The 26,955-nt window shown below is 42.1% G+C and carries 28 protein-coding genes and 1 tRNA gene; 6 read left to right on the top strand and 23 right to left on the bottom strand.

Annotated features, from left to right (window positions below; translation table 11 throughout):
* Positions 1 to 27: 27 nt before the first annotated feature.
* The 6 genes from vex2 to ABKJ27_RS06495 form a co-directional block, all read right to left on the bottom strand.
* Positions 28 to 675, bottom strand: a complete 648-nt coding sequence (gene vex2 / locus ABKJ27_RS06470; RefSeq protein WP_000173750.1) for an ABC transporter ATP-binding subunit Vex2 — start codon at positions 673 to 675, stop codon at positions 28 to 30.
* Positions 676 to 687: 12 nt separating this feature from the next.
* Positions 688 to 1,965 (bottom strand): ABC transporter permease, encoded by a 1,278-nt coding sequence (locus ABKJ27_RS06475; protein ID WP_261078473.1) that lies wholly within the window; start codon positions 1,963 to 1,965, stop codon positions 688 to 690.
* 136 nt (positions 1,966 to 2,101) lie between these two features.
* Positions 2,102 to 2,187, bottom strand: a tRNA-Leu gene (locus ABKJ27_RS06480).
* Between the two features lie 80 nt (positions 2,188 to 2,267).
* Positions 2,268 to 2,843, bottom strand: coding sequence for a cysteine hydrolase family protein (locus tag ABKJ27_RS06485; RefSeq protein WP_004255720.1), 576 nt, complete (start codon positions 2,841 to 2,843; stop codon positions 2,268 to 2,270).
* On the bottom strand, positions 2,843 to 3,631 hold the full coding sequence (codY, locus tag ABKJ27_RS06490; protein ID WP_000940721.1) for a GTP-sensing pleiotropic transcriptional regulator CodY: 789 nt from the start codon (positions 3,629 to 3,631) through the stop codon (positions 2,843 to 2,845). Before codY ends, ABKJ27_RS06485 begins: the two co-directional genes overlap by 1 nt.
* Before the next feature lie 254 nt (positions 3,632 to 3,885).
* A complete protein-coding gene (locus ABKJ27_RS06495; RefSeq protein WP_004255719.1) occupies positions 3,886 to 5,463 on the bottom strand; it encodes a DEAD/DEAH box helicase in 1,578 nt (525 codons plus the stop codon).
* A 329-nt stretch (positions 5,464 to 5,792) separates the two neighbouring features.
* Between ABKJ27_RS06495 and ABKJ27_RS06500 the strand changes: the two genes are divergently transcribed.
* From ABKJ27_RS06500 to ABKJ27_RS06515, 4 genes are all read left to right on the top strand, one after another.
* Positions 5,793 to 7,109 carry an FAD-containing oxidoreductase gene (locus tag ABKJ27_RS06500; protein ID WP_004255717.1) on the top strand — a complete coding sequence of 439 codons (1,317 nt, stop codon included), beginning with the start codon at positions 5,793 to 5,795 and terminating at the stop codon, positions 7,107 to 7,109.
* Positions 7,110 to 7,207: 98 nt separating this feature from the next.
* Positions 7,208 to 8,551, top strand: a complete 1,344-nt coding sequence (murT, locus tag ABKJ27_RS06505; protein WP_125429467.1) for a lipid II isoglutaminyl synthase subunit MurT — start codon at positions 7,208 to 7,210, stop codon at positions 8,549 to 8,551.
* Positions 8,551 to 9,333 (top strand): lipid II isoglutaminyl synthase subunit GatD, encoded by a 783-nt coding sequence (gene gatD / locus ABKJ27_RS06510; protein ID WP_261150372.1) that lies wholly within the window; start codon positions 8,551 to 8,553, stop codon positions 9,331 to 9,333. The genes murT and gatD overlap by 1 nt, the downstream gene beginning before the upstream one ends.
* A 127-nt stretch (positions 9,334 to 9,460) precedes the next feature.
* Positions 9,461 to 10,543, top strand: coding sequence for a M24 family metallopeptidase (locus ABKJ27_RS06515; protein WP_410011549.1), 1,083 nt, complete (start codon positions 9,461 to 9,463; stop codon positions 10,541 to 10,543).
* Positions 10,544 to 10,950: 407 nt separating this feature from the next.
* Here the strand turns inward: ABKJ27_RS06515 and ABKJ27_RS06520 are convergent, their stop codons facing one another.
* The 8 genes from ABKJ27_RS06520 to ABKJ27_RS06555 all read right to left on the bottom strand — a co-directional run bounded on the left by ABKJ27_RS06520 (position 10,951) and on the right by ABKJ27_RS06555 (position 16,746).
* A complete protein-coding gene (locus ABKJ27_RS06520; protein ID WP_261048724.1) occupies positions 10,951 to 11,412 on the bottom strand; it encodes an ECF transporter S component in 462 nt (153 codons plus the stop codon).
* Positions 11,390 to 12,163 (bottom strand): bifunctional hydroxymethylpyrimidine kinase/phosphomethylpyrimidine kinase, encoded by a 774-nt coding sequence (locus ABKJ27_RS06525; RefSeq protein WP_410011550.1) that lies wholly within the window; start codon positions 12,161 to 12,163, stop codon positions 11,390 to 11,392. The genes ABKJ27_RS06520 and ABKJ27_RS06525 overlap by 23 nt, the downstream gene beginning before the upstream one ends.
* Positions 12,153 to 12,902, bottom strand: coding sequence for a tRNA pseudouridine(38-40) synthase TruA (gene truA / locus ABKJ27_RS06530; RefSeq protein WP_410011551.1), 750 nt, complete (start codon positions 12,900 to 12,902; stop codon positions 12,153 to 12,155). Before truA ends, ABKJ27_RS06525 begins: the two co-directional genes overlap by 11 nt.
* Positions 12,903 to 13,000: 98 nt before the next feature.
* Positions 13,001 to 14,152 (bottom strand): MFS transporter, encoded by a 1,152-nt coding sequence (locus tag ABKJ27_RS06535; RefSeq protein WP_023946242.1) that lies wholly within the window; start codon positions 14,150 to 14,152, stop codon positions 13,001 to 13,003.
* A gap of 321 nt (positions 14,153 to 14,473) precedes the next feature.
* Entirely contained in the window at positions 14,474 to 15,103 is a 630-nt protein-coding gene (locus ABKJ27_RS06540; RefSeq protein WP_000033942.1) for a Pr6Pr family membrane protein, read from the bottom strand.
* 2 nt (positions 15,104 to 15,105) lie between these two features.
* Entirely contained in the window at positions 15,106 to 15,444 is a 339-nt protein-coding gene (locus tag ABKJ27_RS06545; RefSeq protein ID WP_001061584.1) for a zinc ribbon domain-containing protein YjdM, read from the bottom strand.
* A 130-nt stretch (positions 15,445 to 15,574) separates the two neighbouring features.
* Positions 15,575 to 16,246, bottom strand: coding sequence for a (d)CMP kinase (gene cmk / locus ABKJ27_RS06550; RefSeq protein ID WP_049502392.1), 672 nt, complete (start codon positions 16,244 to 16,246; stop codon positions 15,575 to 15,577).
* Between the two features lie 8 nt (positions 16,247 to 16,254).
* Positions 16,255 to 16,746 (bottom strand): SAG1386/EF1546 family surface-associated protein, encoded by a 492-nt coding sequence (locus ABKJ27_RS06555; protein WP_410011552.1) that lies wholly within the window; start codon positions 16,744 to 16,746, stop codon positions 16,255 to 16,257.
* Between the two features lie 45 nt (positions 16,747 to 16,791).
* On the opposite strand from ABKJ27_RS06555, the gene ABKJ27_RS06560 reads away from it, so the two are divergent.
* Positions 16,792 to 16,989 carry a ferredoxin gene (locus ABKJ27_RS06560; protein ID WP_004235080.1) on the top strand — a complete coding sequence of 66 codons (198 nt, stop codon included), beginning with the start codon at positions 16,792 to 16,794 and terminating at the stop codon, positions 16,987 to 16,989.
* Between the two features lie 57 nt (positions 16,990 to 17,046).
* Here the strand turns inward: ABKJ27_RS06560 and ABKJ27_RS06565 are convergent, their stop codons facing one another.
* The 7 genes from ABKJ27_RS06565 to ABKJ27_RS06595 all read right to left on the bottom strand — a co-directional run bounded on the left by ABKJ27_RS06565 (position 17,047) and on the right by ABKJ27_RS06595 (position 24,340).
* Entirely contained in the window at positions 17,047 to 18,012 is a 966-nt protein-coding gene (locus ABKJ27_RS06565; protein ID WP_410011553.1) for a glycosyltransferase family 2 protein, read from the bottom strand.
* Position 18,013: 1 nt separating this feature from the next.
* The gene (gene galE / locus ABKJ27_RS06570) at positions 18,014 to 19,033 is read right to left on the bottom strand and encodes a UDP-glucose 4-epimerase GalE (protein WP_410011554.1); all 1,020 of its coding nucleotides are present in this window, start codon (positions 19,031 to 19,033) and stop codon (positions 18,014 to 18,016) included.
* Positions 19,012 to 19,314 carry a hypothetical protein gene (locus ABKJ27_RS06575; RefSeq protein WP_410011555.1) on the bottom strand — a complete coding sequence of 101 codons (303 nt, stop codon included), beginning with the start codon at positions 19,312 to 19,314 and terminating at the stop codon, positions 19,012 to 19,014. Before ABKJ27_RS06575 ends, galE begins: the two co-directional genes overlap by 22 nt.
* Positions 19,315 to 19,320: 6 nt before the next feature.
* Entirely contained in the window at positions 19,321 to 20,424 is a 1,104-nt protein-coding gene (locus tag ABKJ27_RS06580; protein ID WP_410011556.1) for an NAD(P)/FAD-dependent oxidoreductase, read from the bottom strand.
* Positions 20,425 to 20,440: 16 nt separating this feature from the next.
* Entirely contained in the window at positions 20,441 to 21,238 is a 798-nt protein-coding gene (locus ABKJ27_RS06585) for a Nif3-like dinuclear metal center hexameric protein (protein WP_237447006.1), read from the bottom strand.
* A complete protein-coding gene (locus ABKJ27_RS06590; RefSeq protein WP_201058882.1) occupies positions 21,225 to 21,902 on the bottom strand; it encodes a tRNA (adenine(22)-N(1))-methyltransferase in 678 nt (225 codons plus the stop codon). The genes ABKJ27_RS06585 and ABKJ27_RS06590 overlap by 14 nt, the downstream gene beginning before the upstream one ends.
* Positions 21,903 to 22,003: 101 nt before the next feature.
* The gene (locus ABKJ27_RS06595; protein ID WP_237447007.1) at positions 22,004 to 24,340 is read right to left on the bottom strand and encodes a cation-translocating P-type ATPase; all 2,337 of its coding nucleotides are present in this window, start codon (positions 24,338 to 24,340) and stop codon (positions 22,004 to 22,006) included.
* Positions 24,341 to 24,473: 133 nt separating this feature from the next.
* Between ABKJ27_RS06595 and ABKJ27_RS06600 the strand changes: the two genes are divergently transcribed.
* Positions 24,474 to 25,223 carry a lysophospholipid acyltransferase family protein gene (locus ABKJ27_RS06600; protein ID WP_064275970.1) on the top strand — a complete coding sequence of 250 codons (750 nt, stop codon included), beginning with the start codon at positions 24,474 to 24,476 and terminating at the stop codon, positions 25,221 to 25,223.
* A gap of 42 nt (positions 25,224 to 25,265) precedes the next feature.
* On the opposite strand, the gene ABKJ27_RS06605 is transcribed toward ABKJ27_RS06600, so the two are convergent.
* Complete coding sequence (locus tag ABKJ27_RS06605) at positions 25,266 to 25,958, bottom strand: alpha/beta hydrolase-fold protein (protein WP_237447008.1); 693 nt, start codon at positions 25,956 to 25,958, stop codon at positions 25,266 to 25,268.
* Positions 25,939 to 26,949: an ABC transporter substrate-binding protein gene (locus tag ABKJ27_RS06610; protein ID WP_410011557.1), complete on the bottom strand. Its 1,011-nt coding sequence runs from the start codon at positions 26,947 to 26,949 to the stop codon at positions 25,939 to 25,941. Before ABKJ27_RS06610 ends, ABKJ27_RS06605 begins: the two co-directional genes overlap by 20 nt.
* Positions 26,950 to 26,955 lie beyond the last annotated feature (6 nt).

The raw sequence follows: 26,955 nt of genomic DNA on the forward strand, positions 1-26,955 counted from the left end.
TTATAATCCTATCAAAACAAGCTTAAATTATTTACTAGTATTGCGAGTTTCAGTCAGTTTCTTATCCTTCAACTCAAGTGTAATATCTGACGCTTGTGCCACTTCTTTACTGTGGGTTACGACAATGACACATTTACCTGTTTTCTGGGCAAGTGATTTGAGCAGTTCGACAATATCTCCAGCAGTCTTAGGATCCAAATTTCCTGTTGGCTCATCAGCTAGAATAACTGGAGCTTCTGAGACCAAACTGCGAGCAATGGCAACACGTTGTTGTTGACCACCTGATAACTGGAGAACATTCCGCTTGATCTGGCTTTCATCCAAACCAAGCTCAAGCAGTGTATCCTTGCTTGCCTTTTTATTGACCAAGCGGATATTTTCCAGTGGAGAAAGATAATCTATCAAATTATAATTTTGAAAGACCAGGGAAATATGGTGCATACGATGGTAAGAATAGCCCTTCTTACGAATGTCCTCTCCTTGGAAAAGGATAGAACCTTCAACAGGACTGTCTAGACCAGCAAGGAGGGACAAGAGAGTGGATTTTCCTGCTCCTGACTCACCAATAATACTGTAAAATTTCCCGGGTTCAAAATTATAATTGATCTGATATAGGACTGCTTCAGCAGTGTTCTTATAACGGTAGGTAACATCTTGTAATTGTAATAAAGTCATGATTTCTCCTTCTTAACTAATAGATGATAAAATTTCTTTAGGTGATTTTCTAAATAAGAATAGGAAACAAAGGGCTACAGATAAGCAACTAATCAACAACAGAAAGACATAGGATTCTGCAAAAGATAGGATGCTGGCTGATAAACCGCTTGCTTTGGCTAGCGTATCTTGTAGGGCTGCCTGATCTCCACTTGCTAGTAGAGTTTGGAGTAGATAGGATGTGATGGCATTTCCTGCAACAAATGCTGGAAGCAAAGCTCCAAGCGACACCAAAACTACCTCTAAACAGAATTGTAGGAAGATCGAGCTCTTGCCTTTCCCAAGTGCAAGTAAAATTCCCACTTCGTAGACCCTTTCTCTCAACCAGAGAGACAAAACAAGAATTAAGGCCCCTGCTCCTGCTATCAACATCCCATAAAGGAAGATGGTTAGGAAGGTTTGGAAGGTTGCAACTGAGTCTTTGATTTGTTCAAAGGCCTTGTTTTCCTTCTCAACTTGGTAGCCTTGATTTTCCAAGGCCAAGTTTTCCACCTGCTTCATGAGTCCGTCCATTTCCTTAGGATTTTCTACATAGAAGCGCGCTGCACTGACTTGAGCTTCACTATTTCCCAGAAGGGTCTGGCTACTTTCATAGTCTGTAAAGACCTGATTTTCACTGAAGTCAGAAGACAAACCTGTAAATTTCTCTTGTTTCTTACCAGCAAAAATGCCGACAATCTCAAACTCTACTATTTGCCCTTTACCAGATTCGGACTGACCAGCATCCAAGCCAATCTTGTCATGAAGAGAAAGACCGTTCTTCTTGGCCAACTCTTCGTGGATAAGGATTTTCTTGGAATCTCCTTTTTGGAGGTGTCGACCTTCTTTTAGGTTGAAAGCCGAGCTAGTAAAGGTCACATCTTTGGATGAATCCTCAAGAGCCGTTAAGCTAACCAAGTTCTTGTCCGCAGCTGACAAGTCATCACGTTCTACGCTCTGCTCACCAGTCACTACTTCCTTGTCTTTCAGTTTTGCGACCGTCTCAAGTTCAGGAGAGACATTTTCCAGCCCCTTAATCTTGCTCACGGATGATAAGTCCGACAACTTAAAAGTCTGTCCATTTTCTATCTTCTTAATAGAAAAAGATGTGTTGAGCGATTTGTAAAGATTGGTTTCCACTGTTTTGTTGGACTTCATCAGAGTCAAACAGGCTGAAATTCCAGCCAATAGGACCAATAAAATCAGAAATAAAATAAAACTTCTCAGTCGTTTTCTACTGACATAAGCCCAAGCTCTTTGGATCGGATTCATTTGTCACCTCCATATTTGTAAGACTATTATAAAATCCAAATATGAAATGTTTATGAAATCCAAAAAAAGAGCAAAAATTTTTTGCTCTACGTAAATTAGATAAAAAAAGAGCTAGCCTCAGCTAACTCTTATCCTATGCGGAGAGAGGGACTTGAACCCTCACGACCTAAAGCGGTCACAGGATCCTTAGTCCTGCGCGTCTGCCAATTCCGCCATCCCCGCGTCGATTACTTTACTAGTATATCAACTTTTGGGATGCTTGTCAACACTTTTTTTCAATTTTTTTCATTTCATCAACCAAATTACTCAGAAAGTTCATTTAGATTTTCATCTACTAACTTAGCTCCAAGTGTGTTTTTGAAATGACCTAGGGCAAATTGATGATTTTCAGGCCAGATGGAAGCAACGGCTGGTTTAACAATCTCGATGTCATACCCTAGATTATAGGCATCTATAGCTGTATGCAGGACACAGATATCCGTCAAGACTCCTGTTAAGATAACTGTTGAAATTCTACGCTCTCTCAAGCGGATATCCAGGTCAGTCCCTGAAAATGCTGAGTAATGGCGTTTATCCATCCAAAAGACACGACTGTCTGAACCATGCTCTTGATAAAAGGTTCCCAAATCTCCGTATAAATTACGCCCACTAGTCCCAATCAAATTATGAGGAGGAAATAATTTACTTTCTGGATGGAAACAATCGTTTTCTTCATGAGCATCGATGGTAAAGAAGATGTAATCTCCTCTTTCAAAAGCCAACCGAGTCACCTTGCCAATGGCATCTGAAATTGCCTGAGCTGGAGCACCTGCTGTCAATTTTCCACTATCAGCCACAAAATCTTCTGTATAATCAATCGAAATCAAAGCCTTAGTCATTAGTAATCTCTTTTCTTCACTTCTTCAAAAATATCTGAAATCAAGACCTTAAGGTAGGTTCCCTTCATTCCAAGTGAGCGACTTTCAATAATCCCAGCAGACTCAAGTTTACGAAGAGCATTAACGATCACAGAACGGGTAATACCGATACGGTCTGCAATCACTGACGCAGTCAACTGTCCCTCATTTCCGTTTAACTCCCCTAAAATTGCTGAAACAGCACGGAGTTCTGAATAAGAAAGGGTATTGACCGCCATGGTAACAGCAGTACGGCGACGGATATTTTTCTCATCCTCTTCACGTTGGAAGTTGAGAAGCTGAATCCCAACAACGGTACTGGCAATCTCAACAAGGATCAAGTCCTCATCTTCGAATTTCTTATCATTGCGCCAAATAATCAAAGAACCTAAACGAATCCCTGACACATGAATCGGTGCAATAGTCGTCAAGCCATCAGGAAAGTCGGCACGACTTTCCACAGGGAAAATACTTAAATCATGATCAACTGTCAGATTGGCTTCTGTATCGTAGATCATGTTCGCACCTTGAATGTAATCATCCGGGAAAATTTTAGTCTGGAAGAATTGCTCTACACGATCTGTATTGGTTTTGTAACGCATAAAATAGCCAAGGAGACGTCCCTTGCTATTAACGATACAGGCGTTACAGTCAATAATATCAGCCAATTGACGGGTAATCGCATTGTAGGGAAGTTCTTCCTGCAACTGCTCGTCTGAGCGCTTCAGGATAGAAGTAATTTTTCTAGTTTTTTCTAATAAATGTGCCATTTTTCACCTCGAATTTAATCGCTATCATTATAACATAAACAGCTTGAATTTTCAATTATTATCTGAAAATTGCTTATTTAATTGCAATTTGAAAAAACAAGAATATTTTTAATTAAATTGCTTCTTTTCTATTGACAAGCTCCCTATTTTTGTGTATTATAATATCACAAGAAGATAATATATCTATTTATTTATCTTTCTTTTCCATTCGGTCTCCTTATATAAAAAAGCGATTCATTTTGAACCGCTTTTTCTTATTTATCGCCCTTGTTACGAATAACAAATCCTGTTTGCTTTTCACTTGAAGTATTGCGTGGTTTTTTATTGTCTTTATTACGGTAACGTCTGTCTTTATCAAAACGATCATTGCCACGACTTCCTTTTTTGAAATCATCACGACGACCACCACGACGGTTGTCTCCACGGCGATTATCACGACGGTCATCTCCACGACGACCTCCCTTACCTTTACCACCGAAGCCATTACCTGATGGTTTAAACGGTAGTGGTTTTTCACGCGCAATCTCTACCTCAGGAAGGCTATCTGGATCTTGAACAGTCAGACTCAAGATATACATTGCCAATTCTTCTGGAGTAAATTCGGCAGCTAGCTTACGAGCATCCTTACCAAATTTCTCAAAGTTGGCACGGATAGTCTCATCTGCAAAATCACGTTCGATTTTCTTGAGAGCTACGTGTTTTTTTGCTTGGAAGGCTTCTTCTGCACTTGCAGGTTTGAGACCTTTCATGCGTTTCTTAGTCAAGTTTTCAATGATTTGGAGGTAGCCCATTTCATTTGGTGATACGAAAGTAATAGACTGACCTGACTTACCAGCACGACCTGTACGACCAATACGGTGAACATAACTTTCAGGATCTTGTGGAATATCGTAGTTATAGACATGGGTCACACCTGAAATATCCAACCCACGCGCTGCAACGTCTGTCGCAACCAAAACATCGAGATTACCATTTTTGAAGTCACGAAGGACACGAAGACGTTTGTTTTGGTCCAAATCACCATGAATTCCTTCTGCACGGAAGCCACGGATTTTCAAACCACGAGTCAATTCATCTACACGACGTTTTGTACGACCAAATACGATAGCAAGCTCAGGCTGTTCCACATCCATGAGACGAGTCATGGTATCAAACTTTTCTTGTTCTTTAACACGAATATAGTATTGGTCAACCAATTCTGTTGTCAATTCCTTAGCAGCAATCTTGACATGCTCAGGTTCTTTCATAAACTGAACACCGATACGTTTGATGGCATCTGGCATAGTTGCTGAGAAAAGCAAAGTTTGACGGTTTTCAGGGACACGAGAAATGATGGCCTCGATATCTTCTAGGAAGCCCATATTGAGCATTTCATCCGCTTCGTCAAGGATAAGAGTTTCAATATCTTGTAATTTCAAGGCCTTGCGTTTAATCAAGTCCAAGAGGCGACCTGGAGTTCCCACCACGATATGGGCACCAGATTTAAGAGCCTTAATTTGTTTTTCAATGCTTGATCCGCCATATACTGAGCGGACTTTGACTCCCTTACTACGACCAAAGCGGAAAAGTTCTTCTTGACTTTGGACAGCAAGTTCACGAGTTGGAGCGATGACCAAGGCTTGGATGGTTGCTTCTTCTGTACGGATTTTTTCAAGGGTAGGCAAGCCAAAGGCTGCAGTTTTTCCTGTACCAGTCTGAGCTTGACCGATAACGTCCTTGCCTTCAAGGGCCAAGGGAATGGTTTGTTCTTGGATCGGACTGGCTTCTACAAAACCAGCTTTTTCAATCTCTGCTAGCAAATCAGCAGACAAGTTTAATTCATTAAATTTCACGATATTCTTCTTTCTAAAGGTGGTGCGAAGCCACCCTATAGGGCTTAGTTTATACTTTTCTTTTTATGACGTATTTTCATATACTGGATATAAAATCGTGTTGCTTCTTTTCCACAAAAGAAAAGTACTGTTTTCTTTGCAACCTATCTAGTATAACACAAGAGAGAAGCAAAAGATAGCCCAATCTATCGATAAACTCATGTAAACGATTTTTCAGAGAAAATAAGGATGAAATTTCCACTATTTCATAAACTTTTTTAAAGCGTAGCAGAATTGTGCAAAAGTTTTTTTCTTATGCTAGAATGAAATTCGAATAGGAGGAACTCTAAATGTTAACTTATGATTTAATCGTTATCGGATTTGGTAAAGCTGGTAAAACACTAGCAGGTAAATTGGCTTCAGCTGGTAAAAAAGTTGCCCTCGTTGAACGTAGCAAAGCTATGTACGGTGGAACTTGTATCAACATCGGTTGTATCCCAACTAAAACTTTGCTGGTTGCTGCTGAGAAAGACTTGTCTTTTGAAGAAGTGATTGCTACCAAAAACACTATCACTAGTCGCCTCAACGGTAAAAACTATGCGACTGTTGCTGGTACAGGCGTCGATATCTTTGATGCGGAAGCTCACTTCCTTTCAAATAAAGTCATCGAAATCCAAGCTGGTGATGAAAAGAAAGAACTGACTGCTGAAACAATCGTCATCAACACTGGTGCTGTTTCAAACGTCTTGCCAATCCCTGGACTTGCTACAAGCAAAAACGTCTTTGACTCAACAGGTATCCAAAACTTGGACAAATTACCTGAAAACCTTGGAGTCCTTGGTGGTGGAAATATCGGTCTTGAATTTGCCGGCCTATACAACAAACTTGGAAGCAAGGTTACAGTCCTAGATGCCTTGGATACTTTCCTTCCTCGTGCAGAACCTTCCATTGCAGCTCTTGCTAAACAATATATGGAAGAAGACGGTATTGAATTGCTTCAAAATATCCGTACTACTGAAATCAAAAACGACGGTGACCAAGTGCTCGTTGTGACTGAAAACGAAACTTACCGTTTCGATGCCCTTCTTTACGCAACTGGACGCAAACCAAATGTAGAACCACTTCAACTTGAAAATACAGATATTGAACTAACTGAACGTGGTGCTATTAAAGTAGACAAACATTGTCAAACAAACGTTCCTGGTGTATTTGCGGTTGGGGATGTCAACGGTGGACTTCAATTTACTTACATTTCACTTGATGACTTCCGTGTTGTTTACAGCTACCTTGCTGGAGATGGCAGCTACACGCTTGAAGACCGTCTCAATGTACCAAACACCATGTTTATCACACCTGCACTTTCACAAGTTGGTTTGACTGAAAGCCAAGCAGCTGATTTGAAACTTCCATACGCCGTTAAGGAAATTCCTGTTGCAGCCATGCCTCGTGGTCACGTAAACGGAGACCTTCGTGGAGCTTTCAAAGCTGTGGTTAATACTGAAACAAAAGAAATTCTTGGAGCAAGCATCTTCTCAGAAGGTTCTCAAGAAATCATCAACATCATCACTGTTGCTATGGACAACAAGATTCCTTACACTTACTTCACAAAACAAATCTTCACTCACCCAACCTTGGCTGAGAACTTGAATGACTTGTTTGCGATTTAAGTTGAGATTTAATCGTATCGAACAGCCCTCCTTGGGCTGTTTTTACTTCTGCGAAATCTCAAATCTGTCTTTTCCCTCTTTTATGATATAATAGAAACATGAAATTAAAAACTACCTTGGGCCTTCTTGCTGGGCGTTCTTCCCACTTCGTTTTGAGCCGTCTTGGCCGTGGAAGTACGCTCCCAGGAAAAGTCGCCCTTCAATTTGATAAAGATATTTTACAAAACCTAGCTAAGAACTATGAGATTGTCGTAGTCACTGGAACCAACGGAAAAACCCTGACAACTGCCCTCACTGTCGGCATTTTAAAAGAGGTTTATGGTCAGGTTCTTACCAACCCAAGCGGTGCCAACATGATTACAGGGATTGCGACAACCTTCTTAACAGCCAAATCTTCAAAAACTGGGAAAAATATTGCCGTCTTAGAAATCGACGAGGCCAGTCTATCTCGTATCTGTGACTATATCCAGCCAAGCCTTTTTGTCATCACGAATATCTTCCGTGACCAGATGGACCGCTATGGTGAGATTTACACAACTTACAAGATGATTTTGGATGCTATTCGTAAAGTGCCTACTGCCACTGTTCTCCTTAATGGAGACAGTCCACTTTTCTACAAGCCAGCTATTCCAAATCCTGTACAGTATTTTGGTTTTGACTTGGAGAAAGGCCCAGCCCAGCTGGCTCACTATAATACAGAAGGGATTCTCTGTCCTGACTGCCAAGGCATCCTCAAATATGAGCACAATACCTATGCAAACTTGGGTGCCTATATCTGTGAAGGCTGCGGATGTAAACGTCCTGATCTCGACTATCGCTTGACAGAACTAGTTGAGTTGACCAACAATCGCTCTCGCTTTGTCATTGACGGACAAGAATACGGTATTCAAATCGGTGGTCTCTACAATATCTACAACGCCCTAGCTGCAGTTGCTATCGCCCGTTTCCTTGGTGCAGATTCCCAACTAATCAAGCAGGGATTTGACAAGAGCCGTGCAGTCTTTGGACGCCAAGAAACCTTCCATATCGGTGACAAGGAATGCACCCTCGTCTTGATTAAAAATCCAGTCGGTGCGACCCAAGCTATCGAGATGATTAAACTAGCTCCTTATCCATTTAGCCTATCTGTCCTCCTAAATGCCAACTATGCGGATGGAATTGACACCAGCTGGATCTGGGATGCTGATTTTGAACAAATCACTGACATGGACATTCCCGAAATCAACGCTGGCGGTGTTCGCCATTCTGAAATCGCACGTCGTCTACGAGTAACTGGCTATCCAGCTGATAAAATTACTGAAACAAGTAGTCTGGAGCAAGTTCTTAAGACCATTGAGAACCAAGACTGCAAGCATGCTTATATTCTAGCTACCTATACTGCTATGCTTGAATTCCGCGAACTGCTGGCTAGTCGTCAGATTGTTAGAAAGGAGATGAACTAATGGTTTATACTTCACTTTCCTCAAAAGCTGGCAATTACCCCTATCAGCTCAACATTGCCCACCTCTACGGAAATCTCATGAATACCTATGGGGACAATGGAAACATCCTCATGCTCAAGTATGTGGCTGAAAAACTGGGAGCCCATGTGACGGTTGACATCGTTTCTCTCCATGATAACTTTGATGAAAATCACTACGACATTGCCTTTTTCGGTGGTGGTCAAGACTTTGAACAGAGTATCATTGCAGACGACCTACCTGCTAAAAAAGAGAGCATTGACAACTACATCCAAAACGACGGTGTGGTTCTGGCTATCTGCGGTGGTTTCCAACTATTGGGCCAATATTATGTTGAGGCTTCTGGGAGACGTATCGAAGGTTTAGGGGTCATGGGCCACTACACCCTCAACCAGACCAATAACCGTTTTATCGGTGACATCAAGATTCATAATGAAGATTTCAATGAAACCTACTATGGATTTGAGAATCATCAGGGCCGTACCTTCCTCTCGGATGACCAAAAACCACTGGGACAGGTTGTCTATGGAAATGGAAACAATGAAAAAAAAATCGGTGAAGGGGTTCATTATAAGAATGTCTTTGGTTCCTACTTCCACGGGCCTATCCTCTCTCGTAATGCCAATCTGGCTTATCGCCTAGTCACTACTGCCCTCAAGAAGAAATATGGTCAGGACATCCAACTCCCTGCTTATAAGGACATTCTCAGCCAAGAAATCGCTGAAGAATACAGTGATGTCAAAAGCAAGGCTGACTTTTCTTAAACAAAGGAAAATGATATCAAAGAACTCCGTTATCTTGTCGGAGTTCTTTTTGTCTGTTCTTTTACCCTTCTCCCTTGCATTTTCTCTCTTTTTTTGCCAAAATAGAGGGGTAGAAAGAAGGTAGCATATGTCTAAATTACAACAAATCGTAACATATCTTGAATCAGAAAAACTAGACGTCGCTGTCGTATCTGACCCCGTCACTATCAATTACCTCACTAGCTTTTACAGTGATCCCCATGAACGCCAAATGTTCCTTTTTGTCCTAGCAGATCAGGAACCCCTCCTCTTTGTCCCAGCCCTTGAAGTGGAGCGTGCTACTAGCACTGTTTCCTTCCCAGTTGTGGGCTATGTGGATTCTGAAAATCCTTGGCAAAAAATGAAACATGCTCTTCCACAGCACGACTTCAAACGCGTTGCTGTTGAGTTTGACAATCTCATCTTGACCAAATACCATGGCTTGAAAACTGTCTTTGAGACTGCCGAATTTGAAAACCTCACTCCTCGTATCCAACGCATGCGTCTAATCAAATCAGCTGATGAAGTGCAAAAAATGATGGTTGCAGGTCTCTATGCTGATAAGGCTGTTCATGTTGGTTTTGACAATATTTCTCTTGATAAGACTGAGACAGATATCATCGCCCAAATTGACTTTGCCATGAAACGTGAAGGCTATGAAATGAGTTTTGATACCATGGTCTTGACTGGTGATAACGCAGCAAATCCACACGGCATTCCAGCAGCTAACAAGGTTGAGAATAACGCCCTTCTCCTCTTTGACCTCGGTGTCCTCGTCAACGGCTACGCGTCAGATATGACTCGTACAGTCGCTGTCGGTAAACCTGACCAATTCAAGAAAGACATTTACAACTTGACTCTTGAAGCCCAACAAGCTGCTCTTGACTTTATCAAGCCAGGTGTGACTGCCCATGAAGTGGACCGTGCTGCCCGTGAGGTCATCGAAAAAGCTGGTTACGGCGAGTACTTCAACCACCGTCTCGGCCACGGTATCGGTATGGATGTCCATGAATTCCCATCTATCATGGAAGGAAACGACATGGTCATCGAAGAAGGCATGTGCTTCTCTGTTGAACCAGGTATCTATATCCCTGGTAAAGTCGGTGTCCGTATCGAAGACTGCGGTGTTGTTACCAAGGATGGCTTTGATCTCTTTACAAACACCAGCAAAGATTTGCTTTATTTTGATTAATATTCATCTAATACTCAATGAAAATCAAAGAGCAAACTAGGAAACTAGCCTCAGGTTGCTCAAAACACTGTTTTGAGGTTGTGGATAGAACTGACGAAGTCAGTAACCATATCTACGGCAAAGCGACGTTGACACGGTTTGAAGAGATTTTCGAAGAGTATAAAATCTTCCCACAATAAAACGCATAGTATCAAGGTTTTTCAACACCTGATACTATGCGTTTTTCTTATTTGAAAGACTTTTTACTCAGCCTCTTTATACTCAATGAAAATCAAAGTGCAAACTAGGAAGCTAACCGCAGGTTGCTCAAAACACTGTTTCGAGGTTGTAGATAAGACTGATGAAGTCAGTAACCATATCTACGGCAAGGTGAAGCTGACGTGGTTTGAAGAGATTTTCGAAGAGTATTACTTAATCTTCTTAATACTTTGGCTAAGAACAAATCCTACAATCATCCCTACTATATTTTGCATGAAATTTGGTAGGATTTCTGGTAGGGCTGCTGCCCAGCCATTCATTAAAGTAGAACTCAAGGCGTAGCCCCCTACCATGGCAATCGTTGCTAAGATAAGGCCTAACCACTGAGTTTTTCCTTTAAATCCTGCGAAAAATCCTTGCAATCCATGATTGACCAAGCTAAAGAACATCCACTGAGGGTAGCCTGATAAAAGGTCAATCAAGAAACCTGCTAATCCTCCAACGACGGCTCCCTCTTTACTGCCAAAGTAAAAGGCCGTAAAGAAGATACCCGCATCTAAAAGAGTTAAAATGCCTGTCGGTGTTGGGATTTTTAGGAAATAACCTAGAACCACAGAAAGGGCGGTTAAGAGGGATACAAGGGCGATTTTAGTTGTTTTGGTTTGCTTCATATTGTCTTACTCCATATTGATCTGCTTGTGCAATGGCACGGTAAACGAAAGCCTTCGAGCTTTCTATTGCTGGTAAAAGTTCATCACCTTTGACCAAGTGACTGGCAATGCTTGAGGCAAAGGTACAACCTGCACCAGCATTTTGGCCTTGGATGACAGGATTTTCTAGGACTGTAAAGTTTTGTCCGTCATAAAAGACATCTACAGCCTTGTCCTGACTAAGGCGATTGCCTCCCTTGATAATGACTGCTGGCGCTCCTAAGTCATGCAATTTCTGAGCTGCAGTTTTCATGTCTTCCAAGGTTTTAATTTCCTGACCAGCTAGTAATTCTGCTTCAGGAAGATTAGGCGTAATCACACTGACATGAGGGAAAAAGCGAATCAACTCTTGGCAGAGTTCACTAACTGCTACGTCGTGCGTTTCCTTGCAGACCAAGACAGGATCCAGAACCACAGGCACTCCTGGGCGTTTCTTGATAAAGTCCAATGCCTTCTCAGCCACACTGACAGTAGGGAGAAGACCAATCTTAATTCCCCCAAACTCCACATCACGCAAGCTATCTAATTCATGTTGAAAAATGGTATCGTCAGTTGGAAAGACTTCAAAGCCCTTTTCCGTCAAGGCTGTCAAACAAGTCACTGCTACAAAGCCATGCAAGCCGTTCAAGGTATAGGTAGCCAAATCCGCGGACAAACCACCACCACTAAAAATATCATTTCCAGAAAGTGCTAAAATACGATTATTCTTCATAACGAATCTCCTTTAAATACAAACCATTTGGTGCTGCAGTGGGACCTGCAAGCTGCCTGTCCTTTTTCTCCAAGATGAGGTCAATCTGCTCTACTGGCATGCGGTTATTGCCGATTTTGAGCAGTGTCCCCACCATATTGCGAATCTGCTTATACAAGAAACCATTTCCTGAAAAGGTAAAAGTCAAAAACTGGCCTGTCTCATCAACCCTAAGACTAGCTTCTGTAATAGTACGAACCTTGTCCTCTACACTAGTCCCAGAGGCTGTAAAACCGGTAAAATCATGGGTTCCCTCTAGCTTTTTGATTGCAATCTGCATGCGTTCCACATCGAGTGGATAGGGAAAGTGAGTGGCATAGTGACGGCGCATAGGATTCTTGGGACGGCCCCTATCCACGATAAACTCATAGATCTTACTGTGCTTGGCATAACGGCAATGAAAATCATCCGCCACAAGCTCAATCGAAATCACATCAATATCTTCAGGGGACTGAGTGTCTAGAGCAAAACGGAGTTTCTCCTCATCCATTTGATAAGGCAGGTCAAAATGAATAACCTGTCCCAGGGCATGAACCCCACTATCTGTCCTACCAGCACCGTGAACAGTAATGGCTTCCCCTTTATTTAACCTGGTCAAGGTTTTTTCAATTTCTTCCTGAACACTACGCGCATGAGGCTGGCGCTGAAAACCAGCAAAGGCGTAACCATCATAGGAAATAGTTGCTTTATATCTCGTCATAACTTCTATTTTATCAAGAAAATAATCTGTAGACAAGGTCCTAAAATAAATACTGTATGGGTACAAAATTCCCGAAAGAAAAACTTAGGAAACCAATCCTAAGCTCTCTTTTGAAGTAGGTACATGACAAAGATAGAGGTTACAATTAACCAAGATCCTAAGATAGCAAAGACCAACATCCCATTGTGAGTTAATAAGCCAATTGCACCTAGAACGAATGGAGTCGTAAAGGCTCCGAAACTACAGCCTAAAACTGCAAATGAGGTTGCTTGATTGAGGAGTTTAGCTGGAATTCTTTCAGAGACAAGTTGAAAGACTGTCGTCAAGGCTACACTGTAGGCAAAGCCAGCCAGAATACTTCCTGCCACTACCACCCACAAGGATGGAGACAAGGCAATCACAATTTGCCCCAAGCCGAAGGTAATACCAGACCAGAGGAGCAGTTTCTCTTTAAATATTGAAATCAGGAAAGAAAAACTCACACCAGCCACAATCCCGATTAACTGCATGACACTAAGAACAAAACTAGATAACTGGGCATCTCCCAGTCCTCTTTCCACCATCAGACTTGGAATACGGATGGTAATAGCTGTATTGGTACAAACTACAACCGCCGCTTCAATAGCTAAGATAAAAATCAAGCCCTTCATTTCCCGAGTTAAGCGACTTGCTTCCTTCGTTTTTTTCTTGACTTCTTTCTTTTCTTTTCCATAAGGTACAAAGAGCAGATAAAGGATCAGAACTAAAAATCCAGCACTATAAGCTAAGAAAGTAGCTGTCCAACCAAAGGCCAACAATTGGCCGACTGCCAAGGTAATGAGAGAAGCCCCAACGACCTCTGCAGAACCGCGTAGCCCTAACATCTGAATTCTCGTTTTTCCTTGATAGCGTTCACTGATAATAGAAATGGCCTTGGCATTGATCATCCCAACACCTAAACCAAAAAGAATCCGTGTTCCAAAGACAAAAGGATAAGCTTGGTACCAAAAGGGAGCAGTTCCACTTAGTGATAAAATCAGCAATCCCAAACTGATCTGTAAGCGCTCAGGAAATATTTTTTCTAAGAAACCATTTAGTAATAACATAATCATGATTCCAAAGGAAGGCAAGCTCGCCAAGAGCTCAATTTGTTCCTTAGGATAACCTTGATAATAGTCAAACATGGCTGGCAGGGCACTCGAGATGGAAAAGGATGTAATCAAAACGAGAGAGAGAGCCAAAATACTGGCCCGTTCTAAAAATTGTTTCATGAAATCTCTTTCTATATTTCTCTTAATCTTCTACTTTTTTGATAGTTATCAAACAGGCAAGAAAAGAAGAAGCCTCTTTGGTGTATAGACTCCTTCTTAAACTAGAAAATGAATCCCTTGTGTCTTATACTCAATGAAAATCAAAGAGCAAACTAGGAAGCTAGCCGCAGGTTGCTCAAAGCACTGCTTTGAGGTTGTAGATAGAACTGACGAAGTCAGCTCAAAACATGGTTTTGAGGTTGTAGATGAAACTGACGAAGTCAGTAACTATATATACGGCAAGGCGAAACTGACGTGATTTGAAGAGATTCTCGAAGAGTATTAGGATGACTTTCTCTTGATTTGCTTAATAAAGTAGAAGATAAATCCTGCCACCATATAGGCAACAAAGATAATCAGACACCACTTGAACACGACATCCCAACCCTTGTTCACATTCAAAAAGAAGTAAGGGAAGGGACTGACCTTAGAATTAGGAACATCAAGTTTCAGTACCAAGCCATTAAAAAGAGCAAAAATCATATAAAGCAAGGGTAAAATCGTCCACACAATTGGATCCCAAATCTTGTATTGACCCTGTTTGTCAAAAAAGAGGGTATCTGCTAAAAACCAGAGGGGAACGATATAGTGGCAAAGGAAATTTTCTAGAGTATAGAAATTAGTCGCAATGGGTGCCAAGAGGAAATGGTAAATCACACAGGTAATCATGATACTCATGGTGACCCCACCTTTTAAGCGCAAGAGACTTGGTCTTTGCCAGTTTTCACCTAAACGGCTCATAACCTTTAGGAGATAGAGCGTAAAAATCGCGACTAAAAGGTTGGACAGAACCGTATAATAGAGCAACATCCCAAATCCACCATGCTTGGCGATTTCAAGATAAACTCCCGTAAAAGCCGCTAGAAACAAGAAGATACGGCTATAAAATACAAGTTTATAGTGTTTTGACATGCTTAAATTTTCTTCACAAACTCTGATTTGAGTTTCATGGCACCAAAGCCATCAATTTTACAGTCGATATTGTGGTCGCCCTCTACGATGCGGATATTTTTCACGCGCGTCCCTTGTTTCAAATCTTTTGGCGCACCTTTTACTTTCAAGTCCTTGATGAGGGTTACAGTATCACCGTCAGCCAATTTATTCCCGTTGGCATCGATAGCAACAAGGCCCTCTTCTACATCTGCAACTTCAGCAGGATTCCACTCATGAGCACACTCTGGGCAAACCAGTAGGGCACCGTCTTCGTAGACATACTCTGAGTTACATTTTGGGCAATTTGGTAGGTTGTTCATGGTTTCTCCTTATCATCATTCACTATTCTTTGAAAATCAAAATTTCTCGAACAGCAACTATTATACCTTAAAATCAGCATTTTGACAAATTTAGAAAAAAACCGATATCAATCTATCGGCTTCTCTACATTTACATTCTTTTTTCAGCTTCTGCTTTGATTTTTTCAACTACTTCTTGAATGTTCAAACCAGTTGTATCAAGGTAGACAGCATCCTCTGCTTGTTTGAGAGGTGAAGTCTCACGATGACTATCCTTGTAGTCACGCGCAGCAATTTCCTCTTTTAGGGTTTCAAGGTCTGTTTCAATTCCCTTGGCAATATTTTCCTTGTAACGGCGCTCTGCTCGTTCATCTACCGAAGCTACTAGGAAAATTTTCAATTCTGCTTGTGGCAATACAACAGTCCCAATATCGCGACCATCCATGACAATCCCACCTTGCTGGGCAATCTCTTGTTGGAGAGAAACTAGTTTCTCACGTACTTCAGGAATTGCTGCAATTGCTGAAACATGATTGGTCACTTCATTTTCACGGATAGGATGGGTAATATCCACATCCCCTACAAAGACAAGTTGTTCTCCAGTTTCTGAGCGCCCAAAACTGATTGGATGCTGGTCCAATAAGGCTAAAAGTTCCTCAATCTCTTCCACTCTTAACTGGTGTTTCAGAGCCATATAGGTCGCTGCACGATACATAGCACCTGTATCTAGATAGGTGTAACCAAAATCCTTAGCGATAATCTTTGCGACCGTACTCTTGCCACTTGAAGCAGGACCGTCAATAGCAATTTGAATTGTTTTCATATCAACTCCTATTTGATTTTGACAACATCACCTGGATTAGCAAACCAAGATCCTGTAGCCATATGGCCAGGATTCAAAGCCTCTAACTGAGCAATAGAGATTCCTGCACGAGCGGCAATGGCTGCTTCTCCTTCTCCAGCCAAGACTTTTGTAGTTCCTTCTGGATCATTTGGATGTTCTGAGCTACTAGATGACTCTTCTACCTTCTCCTCTGAACTAGAAGATGCCTGCTCTGAACTACTACTAGATGTAGAAGAAACTTGCTCTACTTTTGTATCTGAATCGTGAAAATCTTTCAAGGCTGCCGTGCGATTACTCCCACCCGATGAAAGATAGATAAGAACAATAATCATCACGACTACAATCACAAAGAAAATACTTGCTAAAATAGTCAAGATACGATTAGCCAGCACTCCTCCACCTTGTTCTCTCTTACGACGTTCTGATCTTGTTTCTTCTTGATTCTCATAAATATCTTCTTGCCACGGTTCTTTTGCCATACCTTACTCCTTGTTTTTTTTTACTTTTCTTATTACAATATAAATATGAAAATCACACTTATACCTGAACGCTGCATTGCCTGTGGGCTTTGCCAAACTTATTCTGAATTATTTGATTACCACGATAATGGAATCGTGCGTTTTTACGATGATCCTGATCAACTAGAAAAAGAAATTTCTCCTAGTCAGGACGTCGTAGAAGCTGTTAGAAACTGTCCGACACGTGCCTTGATTAAAGATTAACTATAATATAGACAAGAACGTTCTACTCCTCCTAGTTTAGCATATTTCCATGCAAAATTATAGTCTTTTCTCTTTATTTTTTTCTGTAAAATCAGGAAGGTCACTTTTTTCTTTGACGAGATAAAGTGGTCTTTTTTTAGTCTCTAGATAAATCTTACTAATATACTTGCCGAGAATCCCAATGGTCAAGAGTTGGATTCCCCCAAGAAAGAGGATAACAGCCATCAGAGAGGTCCAACCTGATGTCGGATTGCCCAAAATGAGAGTCCGAACCACAACGAAAAAAGTCATAAGCAGAGAAATAAAACAAGATAGGAGACCAGCCACAAAGGCGATAATCAAGGGAAAATCTGAAAAGTTAACAATCCCTTCAATGGAGTAGAAAAAGAGTTGCCTGAAACTCCAACTGGTCTTGCCAGCCTGTCTTTCGACATTGGGATAATCCAGATAGTGGGTCTTAAACCCCACCCAGGCAAAGAGGCCCTTTGAAAAACGATTAGACTCGGTCAAAGCTAAAATGGCATCGACTACAGACCTTCTCATCATGCGAAAATCACGGACACCTGACGGCAGAGCTACTGGACTGATTTTTTGCATGAGTCGATAAAAGAGATCGGCACAGAAACTGCGAAAGAAGGGTTCTCCCTCCCGACTAGTTCTCCGTGTTCCAACGCAGTCCAAGTCTGCATTCTGATCTAGTAAGGCTTTCATCTCAAGCAACATACTAGGAGGATCTTGGAGGTCCGCATCCATTACCACCACCAAATCTCCTGTCGCATACTGCAGGCCTGCATAGAGGGCTGCTTCTTTGCCAAAATTTCGAGAGAAAGAAATATAATGCACTGCCGGATTTTGTTCCCGATAGACCTTTAAGAGTTCCAAGGTCCCATCACTCGATCCATCATCGACAAAGACATACTCGATTGCTGCTCCCAAATCAGGAATCAAATCTTCCAAAGCCTGATAAAAAAGAGGAAGTACTTCCTCTTCGTTTAAACAGGGGACAATGATTGACATCACCATCTTAGTCTTCAAATCCATTTGGATGCTTGCTTTGCCAACGCCATGCGTCTTCACACATTTGAGTGATGCCTAATTCTGCTTCCCAGCCGAGTTCTGCTTTTGCTTTTGCAGGATCTGAATAGCAGGCTGCGATATCACCTGGGCGACGGTCTACAATGCGGTAAGGAATTGGACGTCCCACTGCTTTTTCCATGTTTTGGATAATTTCTAGAACAGAATAGCCTTTACCTGTTCCAAGGTTATAAATGTTTAGGCCTGAACCTTTTTGGATTTTTTGTAGAGCTGCAACGTGACCTTTAGCCAAATCGACAACGTGGATATAGTCGCGAACACCAGTTCCGTCTTCCGTATCGTAATCGTCTCCAAACACTTGCACTTGTTCTAGTTTTCCAACTGCTACTTGAGTCACATATGGCAAGAGGTTGTTTGGAATACCGTTTGGATTTTCTCCCAAATCTCCACTCTCATGAGCTCCGATTGGGTTGAAATAACGAAGCAAGACCACATTCCATTCTGAGTCTGCCTTGTAAATATCCGTCAAAATTTCCTCAAGCATAAGCTTAGTACGGCCATATGGATTGGTCACTGAAAGTGGGAAATCTTCCAAGATTGGCACTGTATGAGGATCTCCGTAAACTGTCGCAGAAGAACTGAAGATGATGTTTTTACAGTTGTTTTCTTCCATAACTTTCAAAAGGCTAACAGTCCCAGCGATGTTGTTGTCATAGTAGGCAAGAGGAATACGGGTAGATTCTCCAACAGCCTTCAAACCAGCAAAGTGAATGACCCCTGTTGGTTCTTCCTGTTTGAAAATGTCACGAAGAGTATCTGTATCACGGATATCTACCTCATAGAAAGGCACTTCAACTCCTGTAATTCTCTCAACAACTTCTAAACTTTTTCTGTTACTATTAACAAGGTTATCCACCACAACAACCTGATGACCTGCTTGGATTAACTCAATAACAGTGTGGGTTCCGATAAAACCAGCTCCACCCGTTACCAAAATCTTTTCTTGCATCTTTGTTCCTCGATTCTCGGATTATTTTTTCTTATTTTACCATTTTTGATAGGGAATGTCATTTGCCATCCTAGAGGGTAGGATAAAATTTCAGTAAAATGCTTATACTCTTCAAACCACGTCAGCCTTGCTTTGCTGTAGGTAGGGTTACTGACTTCGTCAGTTCGATCCACAACCTCAAAACAGTGTTTTGAGCTGACTTCATCAGTTCTATCCACAACCTCAAAGCAGTGCTTTGAGCAGCCCGCGGCTAGTTTACTAGTTTGTTCTTCGATTTTCATTGAGTATTATTCGCTTTTTACTCGTTTGACATAGTTTTCAATTGGATAGTTTTCAGGGTCCAAGGTCAACTCCTTATCTTGGATCAGTTGAGCTAGATGGTAACCAATGATAGGACCAGTTGTGAGGCCTGATGAACCTAGTCCACTAGCAGCATAAACACCTGCCAATTCTGGCACCTGCCCAAAGAAAGGCGAGAAATCACGGGTATAGGCACGGACTCCCACACGCTCAGCTCTTGAAGTCGCTTTAGATAAAACTGGATAATGGGGCAAGGCTGCCTCCTCCATTTGTTTGAGCAAGGTTTCATCTACCGTCAAATCAAATCCCATATCATTTTCATGAGTAGCTCCTAGGGACAATTTCCCACCTGCAAAAGGAATCAAATCCCACTCCCCTTCTGGCATGACAACAGGGTAAGCTTCCATGTCTTGGGCAAGTTGATAATCTCGGAGTTGCCCCTTTTGGGGACGAACATCTACTTCATAACCTAAAGGCTCTAACAGGTGTCCCAACCAAGCTCCCGTCGCCAAAATAACCTGATCAAACACCTCTTCGTCAATCTGGTAACCTGATGCTAAAGGTGTCAGAGTTACTTTTTCTTTGACCAACTTGACCTGACTGGCTTCTAGCAAACGAGTCACTAAGAGTTGGCCATCTACTCTCGCTCCACCAGAAGCATAGAGCAGGTGCTCAAATCCCTGCAAACCAGGGAATAATTCATTAGCTGATGCTGAGTCCAGAATGGCTAATTGCCCTATCAAAGGAGATTCTTCTCTACGCTGGAGGGCTAGTTGATAGAGTTCTTCCAACTTAGTTTCATCCTTTTTCAGGAGAAAGACTCCCGAACGCTGGTAAAAGTCGATTTCTTGTCCTGACTTCTCTAAATCTGCTAATAAATCCACATAAAAGTCAGCCCCCAAGCGCGCCATTTTGTACCAGGCCTTATTGCGGCGTTTGGAAAACCAGGGGCTGATAATTCCTGCTGCGGCCTTAGTAGCCTGACCTTGTCCATGATCAAAGACTGTTACTTCTAGATCACTTTCTTTCGAGAGGTAGTAGACAGCTGTTGCACCTACAATCCCTGCTCCAATAATGGCAACTTTTTTCATTGTCTTCACCTTCTAACTAGATATGGTGGAAAGGATTGGTCGATGCTTGACTAGGTAAGATATCAATAGTCCAGCCTTTTTCCTCTTTCCATTGATTAAGAAGCTCTGCAATTTTTTCTACAAAAAGCACTTCGATATAGTGACCTGGGTCCAAGGCTAGCAAGCCATCAGACAGCATATCCTGAGCAGTGTGGTAGTAAATATCACCAGTGATATAAACATCTGCCCCCTTTGCCAAAGCATCCTTATAGAAAGACTGCCCGCTACCACCACAGATGGCCACTCTTGAAATAGGCTTCTGCAAATCTCTCTCTTGATAATGCACCAATCGAAGGCTATCTAAACCAAAGACTTGCTTGACATGCTGGGCCAATTCCCCAAATGTCTGAGGCTGAACATTCCCAATACGTCCAATTCCACGTTCAGGACCTGTCTCCTGCAGATAGGTCGTTTCTTCGATACCTAGCATCTGACAGAACCAATCATTGAGACCATTTTCAACGATATCAATATTGGTATGGCTGACATAAACTGCAATGTTATGCTTGATGAGGTCGATGTAAATCTGATTTTGCGGACGGCTAGATACCAAGTCCTTGATAGGACGGAAAATCGGCGCGTGCTTGGCAATAATCAAGTCCACACCCTTTTCAATGGCTTCAGCCACCGTTTCTTCACGAATATCGAGAGCCACCATGACCCTTTGGATATCCTTGTCCAAAGTGCCAATTTGCAGACCACGACTGTCTCCCTCCATGGAAAATTCCTGAGGACAAAAGGCTTCATACACGTTAATCACTTCACTTGCTAACATGGAGCACCTCCTTGATGGCTTGAATTTTATCTACTAGAACTTGACGTTCTTCCAAATTTTTTTCAGGGATTTGTCCAAGGGCGAACTCTAGCTTAGCAGCTTCTTTTTGCCATTTTTGGACAAAGACTGGACTGATCTCTTTGGACAAGAAAGGTCCAAAGCGAACATCACTGGCTGATAGCTTCATTTGTCCTGCTTCCACCACCAAAATCTCGTAAAACTTGCCAGCTTCTTCTAAGATGCTTTCAGCTACAATCTGAAATCCGTTCTCTTGTAGCCAGATACGCAAGTCGTCTTCACGATTATTGGGCTGAAGGATCAATCGTTCTACATTAGCTAACTTGTCCAAGCCTTCTTCTAAAATCCTAGCAATCAAACGACCACCCATACCAGCAATGGTAATGACAGACACTTGGTCTGACTCTTCAAAGGCTGCCAAGCCATTGGCTAAACGAACCTGGATTTTCTCCTTTAGGCTGTGAGCCTCAACATTTTTGACTGCAGATTGGTAGGGACCTTCCACCACCTCACCTGCAATGGCACTTTCGATTTTTCCTCTTTCGACCAAGTCGATAGGCAGATAAGCATGGTCACTTCCCACATCTAGTAAAATAGCTCCCTGTGGCACAAAGGAAGCCACTAATTCTAATCTCTTTGAAATCATTTTCTCTCACTTTCCAAAACTCTATTACCTCTTATTATACCACATTTCAGCTGGCAATCTTGTACCTAAAAAGACCGCAATCCACAGATTGCAGCCTTTCTTTATTTTCTGGCTTGATAGCGACTAGTCAGGATGAAAATCACGGTAAAGACCAACATCATGACACCATAAACAGGTAATGTTTGTCCTGTTAAGGTTGAAATTTCAAGCAGTTTTTGAATTCTTGGGAAGAGAGCTGTGGCTAGGAAGCCTCCTACTGACCAAACAATCAGGAGGACACGCCATAGGGTAAATGGCATGCAGGCTCTAAATACAGATAAGAAACCAATTGACCCCAAGAGATAATAGAGTAGAGTTGAAATTTCTAACTCAGACCAACCTTGGCTACTTCCAAATATTTTCACAAAAAGAACGCTGAACACAACCATGAGAGCACTTGGTAGAGCACGAAGCATGGATCTTCTGAGGAAGTTTGGCTCAACAGGTTTGATATTTCGCTCAAAAGTCAGAACGAATGGTGGGAACCCTTCCACGAACTGGTCAATCATGGTAATCTGGATCGGAATGAAGGGGAAAATCAAGATCCACTCAGACCGACCTAGTAAAGCACTGGCGATACAGATAACTGCGAGCAAGAATGAGTAGATGGTCTTTATCAAGAAAATCGGTGCAATGTGGGCAATATTATTAACCACACGACGACCTTCAAAAAGAATCTCAGGAACATCATTAAAGTCAGAGTTCAAGAGAACCAGATTGGCAATCTGACGAGTCGCTGGATCTCCCTCAGCCATCACGATAGAACAATCCGCCTCACGAAGGGCCAGGATATCATTAACTCCATCCCCTGTCATAGCTGTTGTATGCCCCGCTTTTTTCAGTGTTTGGATGATGAGTTTCTTTTGATGAGGGGAAACACGTCCGAAAATAGCTGTCTCCTCAGCCATAGTAATCAATTCCTCATCCGTAATTTTTGAGCAATCTACATAACTGTCATAGTCTGCAAAACCAGCCTTCTGGGCAATGCTGGATACCGTAACTGGATTGTCCCCAGAGATAATCTTGAGTCCCACTTCTTGAGAACGAAGATAGTCCAGCGTCTCAGCTGCTCCTTCTCGTATCGGGTCCAAGATTTCTAGCAAGGCTAGAGCCTGAATATCAGATGGTTTCTGTGGTTTGTGATGGTCTAATTTCTCCTGACTGAGAGCTAAGACCAAGACACGTGACCCTCTCTCCAAGGCCTCCCTGGCTTCTGGGGCTTCAGAGTCCAGCAACATCTCAGGCGCACCTAAGAAAACTGTCCCCAAACCTTCCAATTCCATAGCTCCCCACTTGCGATCGCTTGAGAAAGGAAGATTGGAAAGCATAGGATAAGAAACTTCTCCCACAAAACGCTTTCGAATAGCTTGGGCTGTTGGATTTTTATCTTCACTATGAGCCATGTAACTAGTCAGGATGCTGGCAATAGCCTCTTCATCATAATCTTCCATCAGCGGAAGAACAGCCTCCACCTGCATTTTTCCTTGGGTGATGGTGCCCGTCTTGTCCAGACAGAGCATATCCACGCGCGCCAGGGTCTCAACAGAGTACATCTCCTGCACCAAGACCTTTTTCAAGCCCAACTTAATCACTGCAGTCAAGAGCGAAGTAATGGTCAAAAGGGCAATTCCCTTAGGCAACATTCCCAGTAGGGCTGTCGACGAATTTACAACGGACGACTTAAGAGGCAAACCTTTTAAAAGCAAGGCTTCTAGCAAGAGAGCCAGACCAAAAGGAATGATAATCTTCCCAGTAAAACCTGCTAACCTATCCAGCGATTTCATGATACGGGAGTTAATAGGTTTAACGGTCTTGGCTTCCAGCATGAGTTTGGCAGCATAGTTGTCAGCACCGACATGGTGGACTTGAGCCAAAACTGACCCACTTGCTAGGAAGCTTCCTGACAAAAGCAAGGCGTCAACTTCCTTTTGCACCAAATCACTTTCCCCCGTCAACATGGCTTCATTGACTTCCGCAAATCCTTCCAGAACCAAGGCATCACTGGGAATCTGCTCCCCAGCAGACAAACGAATGACGTCTCCTAGCACCAATTCTTCAGGATTGAGGGCAACTTCCTGTCCATCACGAATGGTTTTGACCTTTTCCTTGGTCATGAGATTGAGCTTATCTACCATGTGTTTAGCCCGCAGCTCGGTCACAATACCAGAAAAGGTGTTAAAGCAGATAACAGCAAAGAAGACCAGATTGCTCCAAGCCTGCACAAAGGCTAGTGCCAAAACAATAGCAAAGTTCAAAGCATTAAAAAGAGTAAAGACATTTCGTTTAACGATTTGCCAAGTGCTGGTACTAGCCGATGCGGTAAAATCATTGACCAAGCCCTTAGCCTGTCTTTCCTTGACTTCTATTTGGGTTAATCCCATAATCTTATTTTTATCCATAAATTATATCATATCATTTTTTCTAAAAGAATTCTAATCTCATCCCAAATATGCACCTAGTCAAGGGAAAAAGTTTGCCAGCCCTCCTTTGATAAGGTATAATATTAACAAGAAAAGAATCGAAGGAGATCGCATGTTTTATACTTATTTACGTGGATTGGTTGTATTGCTACTATGGTCCATCAATGGCAATGCCCACTACCATAATACCGATAAAATTCCTAATCAAGATGAAAATTATATCCTGGTTGCGCCTCACCGCACCTGGTGGGATCCAGTTTATATGGCCTTTGCGACTAAGCCAAAACAGTTCATCTTTATGGCCAAAAAAGAACTCTTTACTAACCGTATTTTTGGTTGGTGGATTCGTATGTGTGGTGCCTTTCCTATCGACCGTGAAAATCCTAGCGCCTCTGCCATAAAATATCCTATCAATGTCCTAAAAAAAAGTGACCGCTCTCTCATCATGTTTCCAAGTGGAAGCCGTCACTCAAACGATGTTAAGGGTGGCGTAGCCCTGATTGCCAAAATGGCCAAGGTTCGTATCATGCCAGTTACCTACACAGGTCCCATGACTTTGAAGGGCTTGGTTAGCCGTGAACGTGTCGACATGAACTTTGGAAATCCAATCGATATTTCAGACATCAAGAAAATGAATGATGAAGGAATCGAAATGGTTGCAGACCGTATCCAAACAGAATTCCAACGTCTGGACCAAGAAACGAAACAATGGCACAACGATAAAAAACCGAACCCACTCTGGTGGTTTATCCGCATCCCTGCCCTCATCCTTGCCATTATCCTTGCTATCTTAACCATCATCTTTAGCTTTATCGCAAGCTTCGTCTGGAATCCAGATAAGAAAAGAGAGGCTCTTGGTTAAAAAATACAACAATCCCTTGGCAAAAGCCAAGGGATAATTCTTTTATTTGATTTTCCATTTTTGTGCCAACCAGCCGGAAAAGGCTAGAAATCGCTCAGCCACTTGTTCATGGTGCCCATAAGGATCAAAGACAAACTGACCTTTCGGATAGCGTTTTTGAAGATCGGTATGGATCTGTTCAGCATAAGCTGGTGCTTGAGCCAAGCGATTAGTATGATAGGCTCCTTCTGTTTGACCATTTTGTAAATACAGCAAACAATCTAGATTTTTCACTGTCTCTTTCTTGCAGTAAGCCACAAAATCAGGATACCAAAAAGAACCGCAGATAGAGAAAACACAGGAAACCTTGTCAAAGCTGAAAAGACTGTAAACTGCCGCCAAACCACCTAGTGAGTAACCTCCATAAGCAAGGCGAGTTTCGTCCAGACGATAAAGCGACTGCAACTTGTCTAAAAGACCTCCAAACAAATGATCATGATAGACCTTGGCCTGACCTCCAAAATCTGGAGCCCCATCTCTCAGAGCAGATGCCTTCCAGGGAGTGTAATCGTCTAAGCGATTTTTAGAGGTCAAGCCCACTAAAATCACAGATTCGGAAAGGGAAGATAGGAAATCCAAGTTTCCATCATTCAATAAAATAGCCGGATAGGTTTGATTGGGGTCGTAGTTAGAAGGAAGGCTGATTTTGACTTGAATTCCTTCCCAATCAAACTTATTATTTATTGATAAAGTCATTGATTTTCTCAAGGGAATCAATCACTGCTGGACCATAGTCCATCAATTCATCGTAAGAGATGTTCATGATTTTTTGATTCTTAATTGCAGGAACGCTTTCCAAAACAGCATTTGCCTTCATCAACTCTACTGCTTTTTCATCCAATTTTTTATTGCGGTCGCTGGTTACATAGATAATCAATTCAGGATCCATTGACACGAGATTTTCCAAGGTCAAGCCTGATGTTCCCGTTGCAACGTTTGTATAACCAAGTTGGTTCAGCAAACTTTCTTGCAAAGCAGACTTGTAGGCACCGAAGGTTTCATCATTATAAGCAACCATAATCAAAGCCTTTTTCTTTTCACCTTGGCTTGCTGGATTTGCTTTCTTAACAGCGTCAATTTTAGTTTGTAATTGAGCTGCGTATTCATTGGCCTTGTCCTGAACATTAAAAATCATTCCCAGATTTTTGACATCTTCTACGATATTCCCCAAATCTTGCTGAATCGTTGAGAGAGAAGCTTTTTGAGTATAAACTGGGATTTTGTTTTCATTCCAAGTGCTAACTGTCCCCAAGGATTTTTCAGAAAACATCATGTTTCGACCCATCACAGCGTCTGGCTCATAAGAAAGGACTGTCTCTTGTGAGACTATTTTTTTATCCCCAATTTGAGGAATCGTCGCAATCGCGTCCTTGTATTTGTCCGTCACAGCATTGTCTGGATTGAGCATGCCAGCAATTTTATCCTTCAACCCCAACTCCAATAAGATTTCAGTGGTTGAAAGATTGTTGGTGATAACTTTTTCAGGCGCCTTGTCAAAGACTTGTTCAACTTCATTCCCTTTCGCGTCATAGGTTTTGACCGTTAGTGGATAAGTCGTCTCTGTGCTCGCCTTTTGACTTGTTTCTGTGCTAGATTGTGTGGTAGCTTTTTCTGTAGTAGTATTGCCACAAGCTGCCAAAGTTAATGTAGCTACTGTTACCAGTAAAATATTAAGTGTTTTTTTCATCTTGTT

Origin of the sequence: Streptococcus sp. KHUD_011, assembly GCF_046352925.1 — a bacterium.
Lineage (GTDB): Bacteria > Bacillota > Bacilli > Lactobacillales > Streptococcaceae > Streptococcus.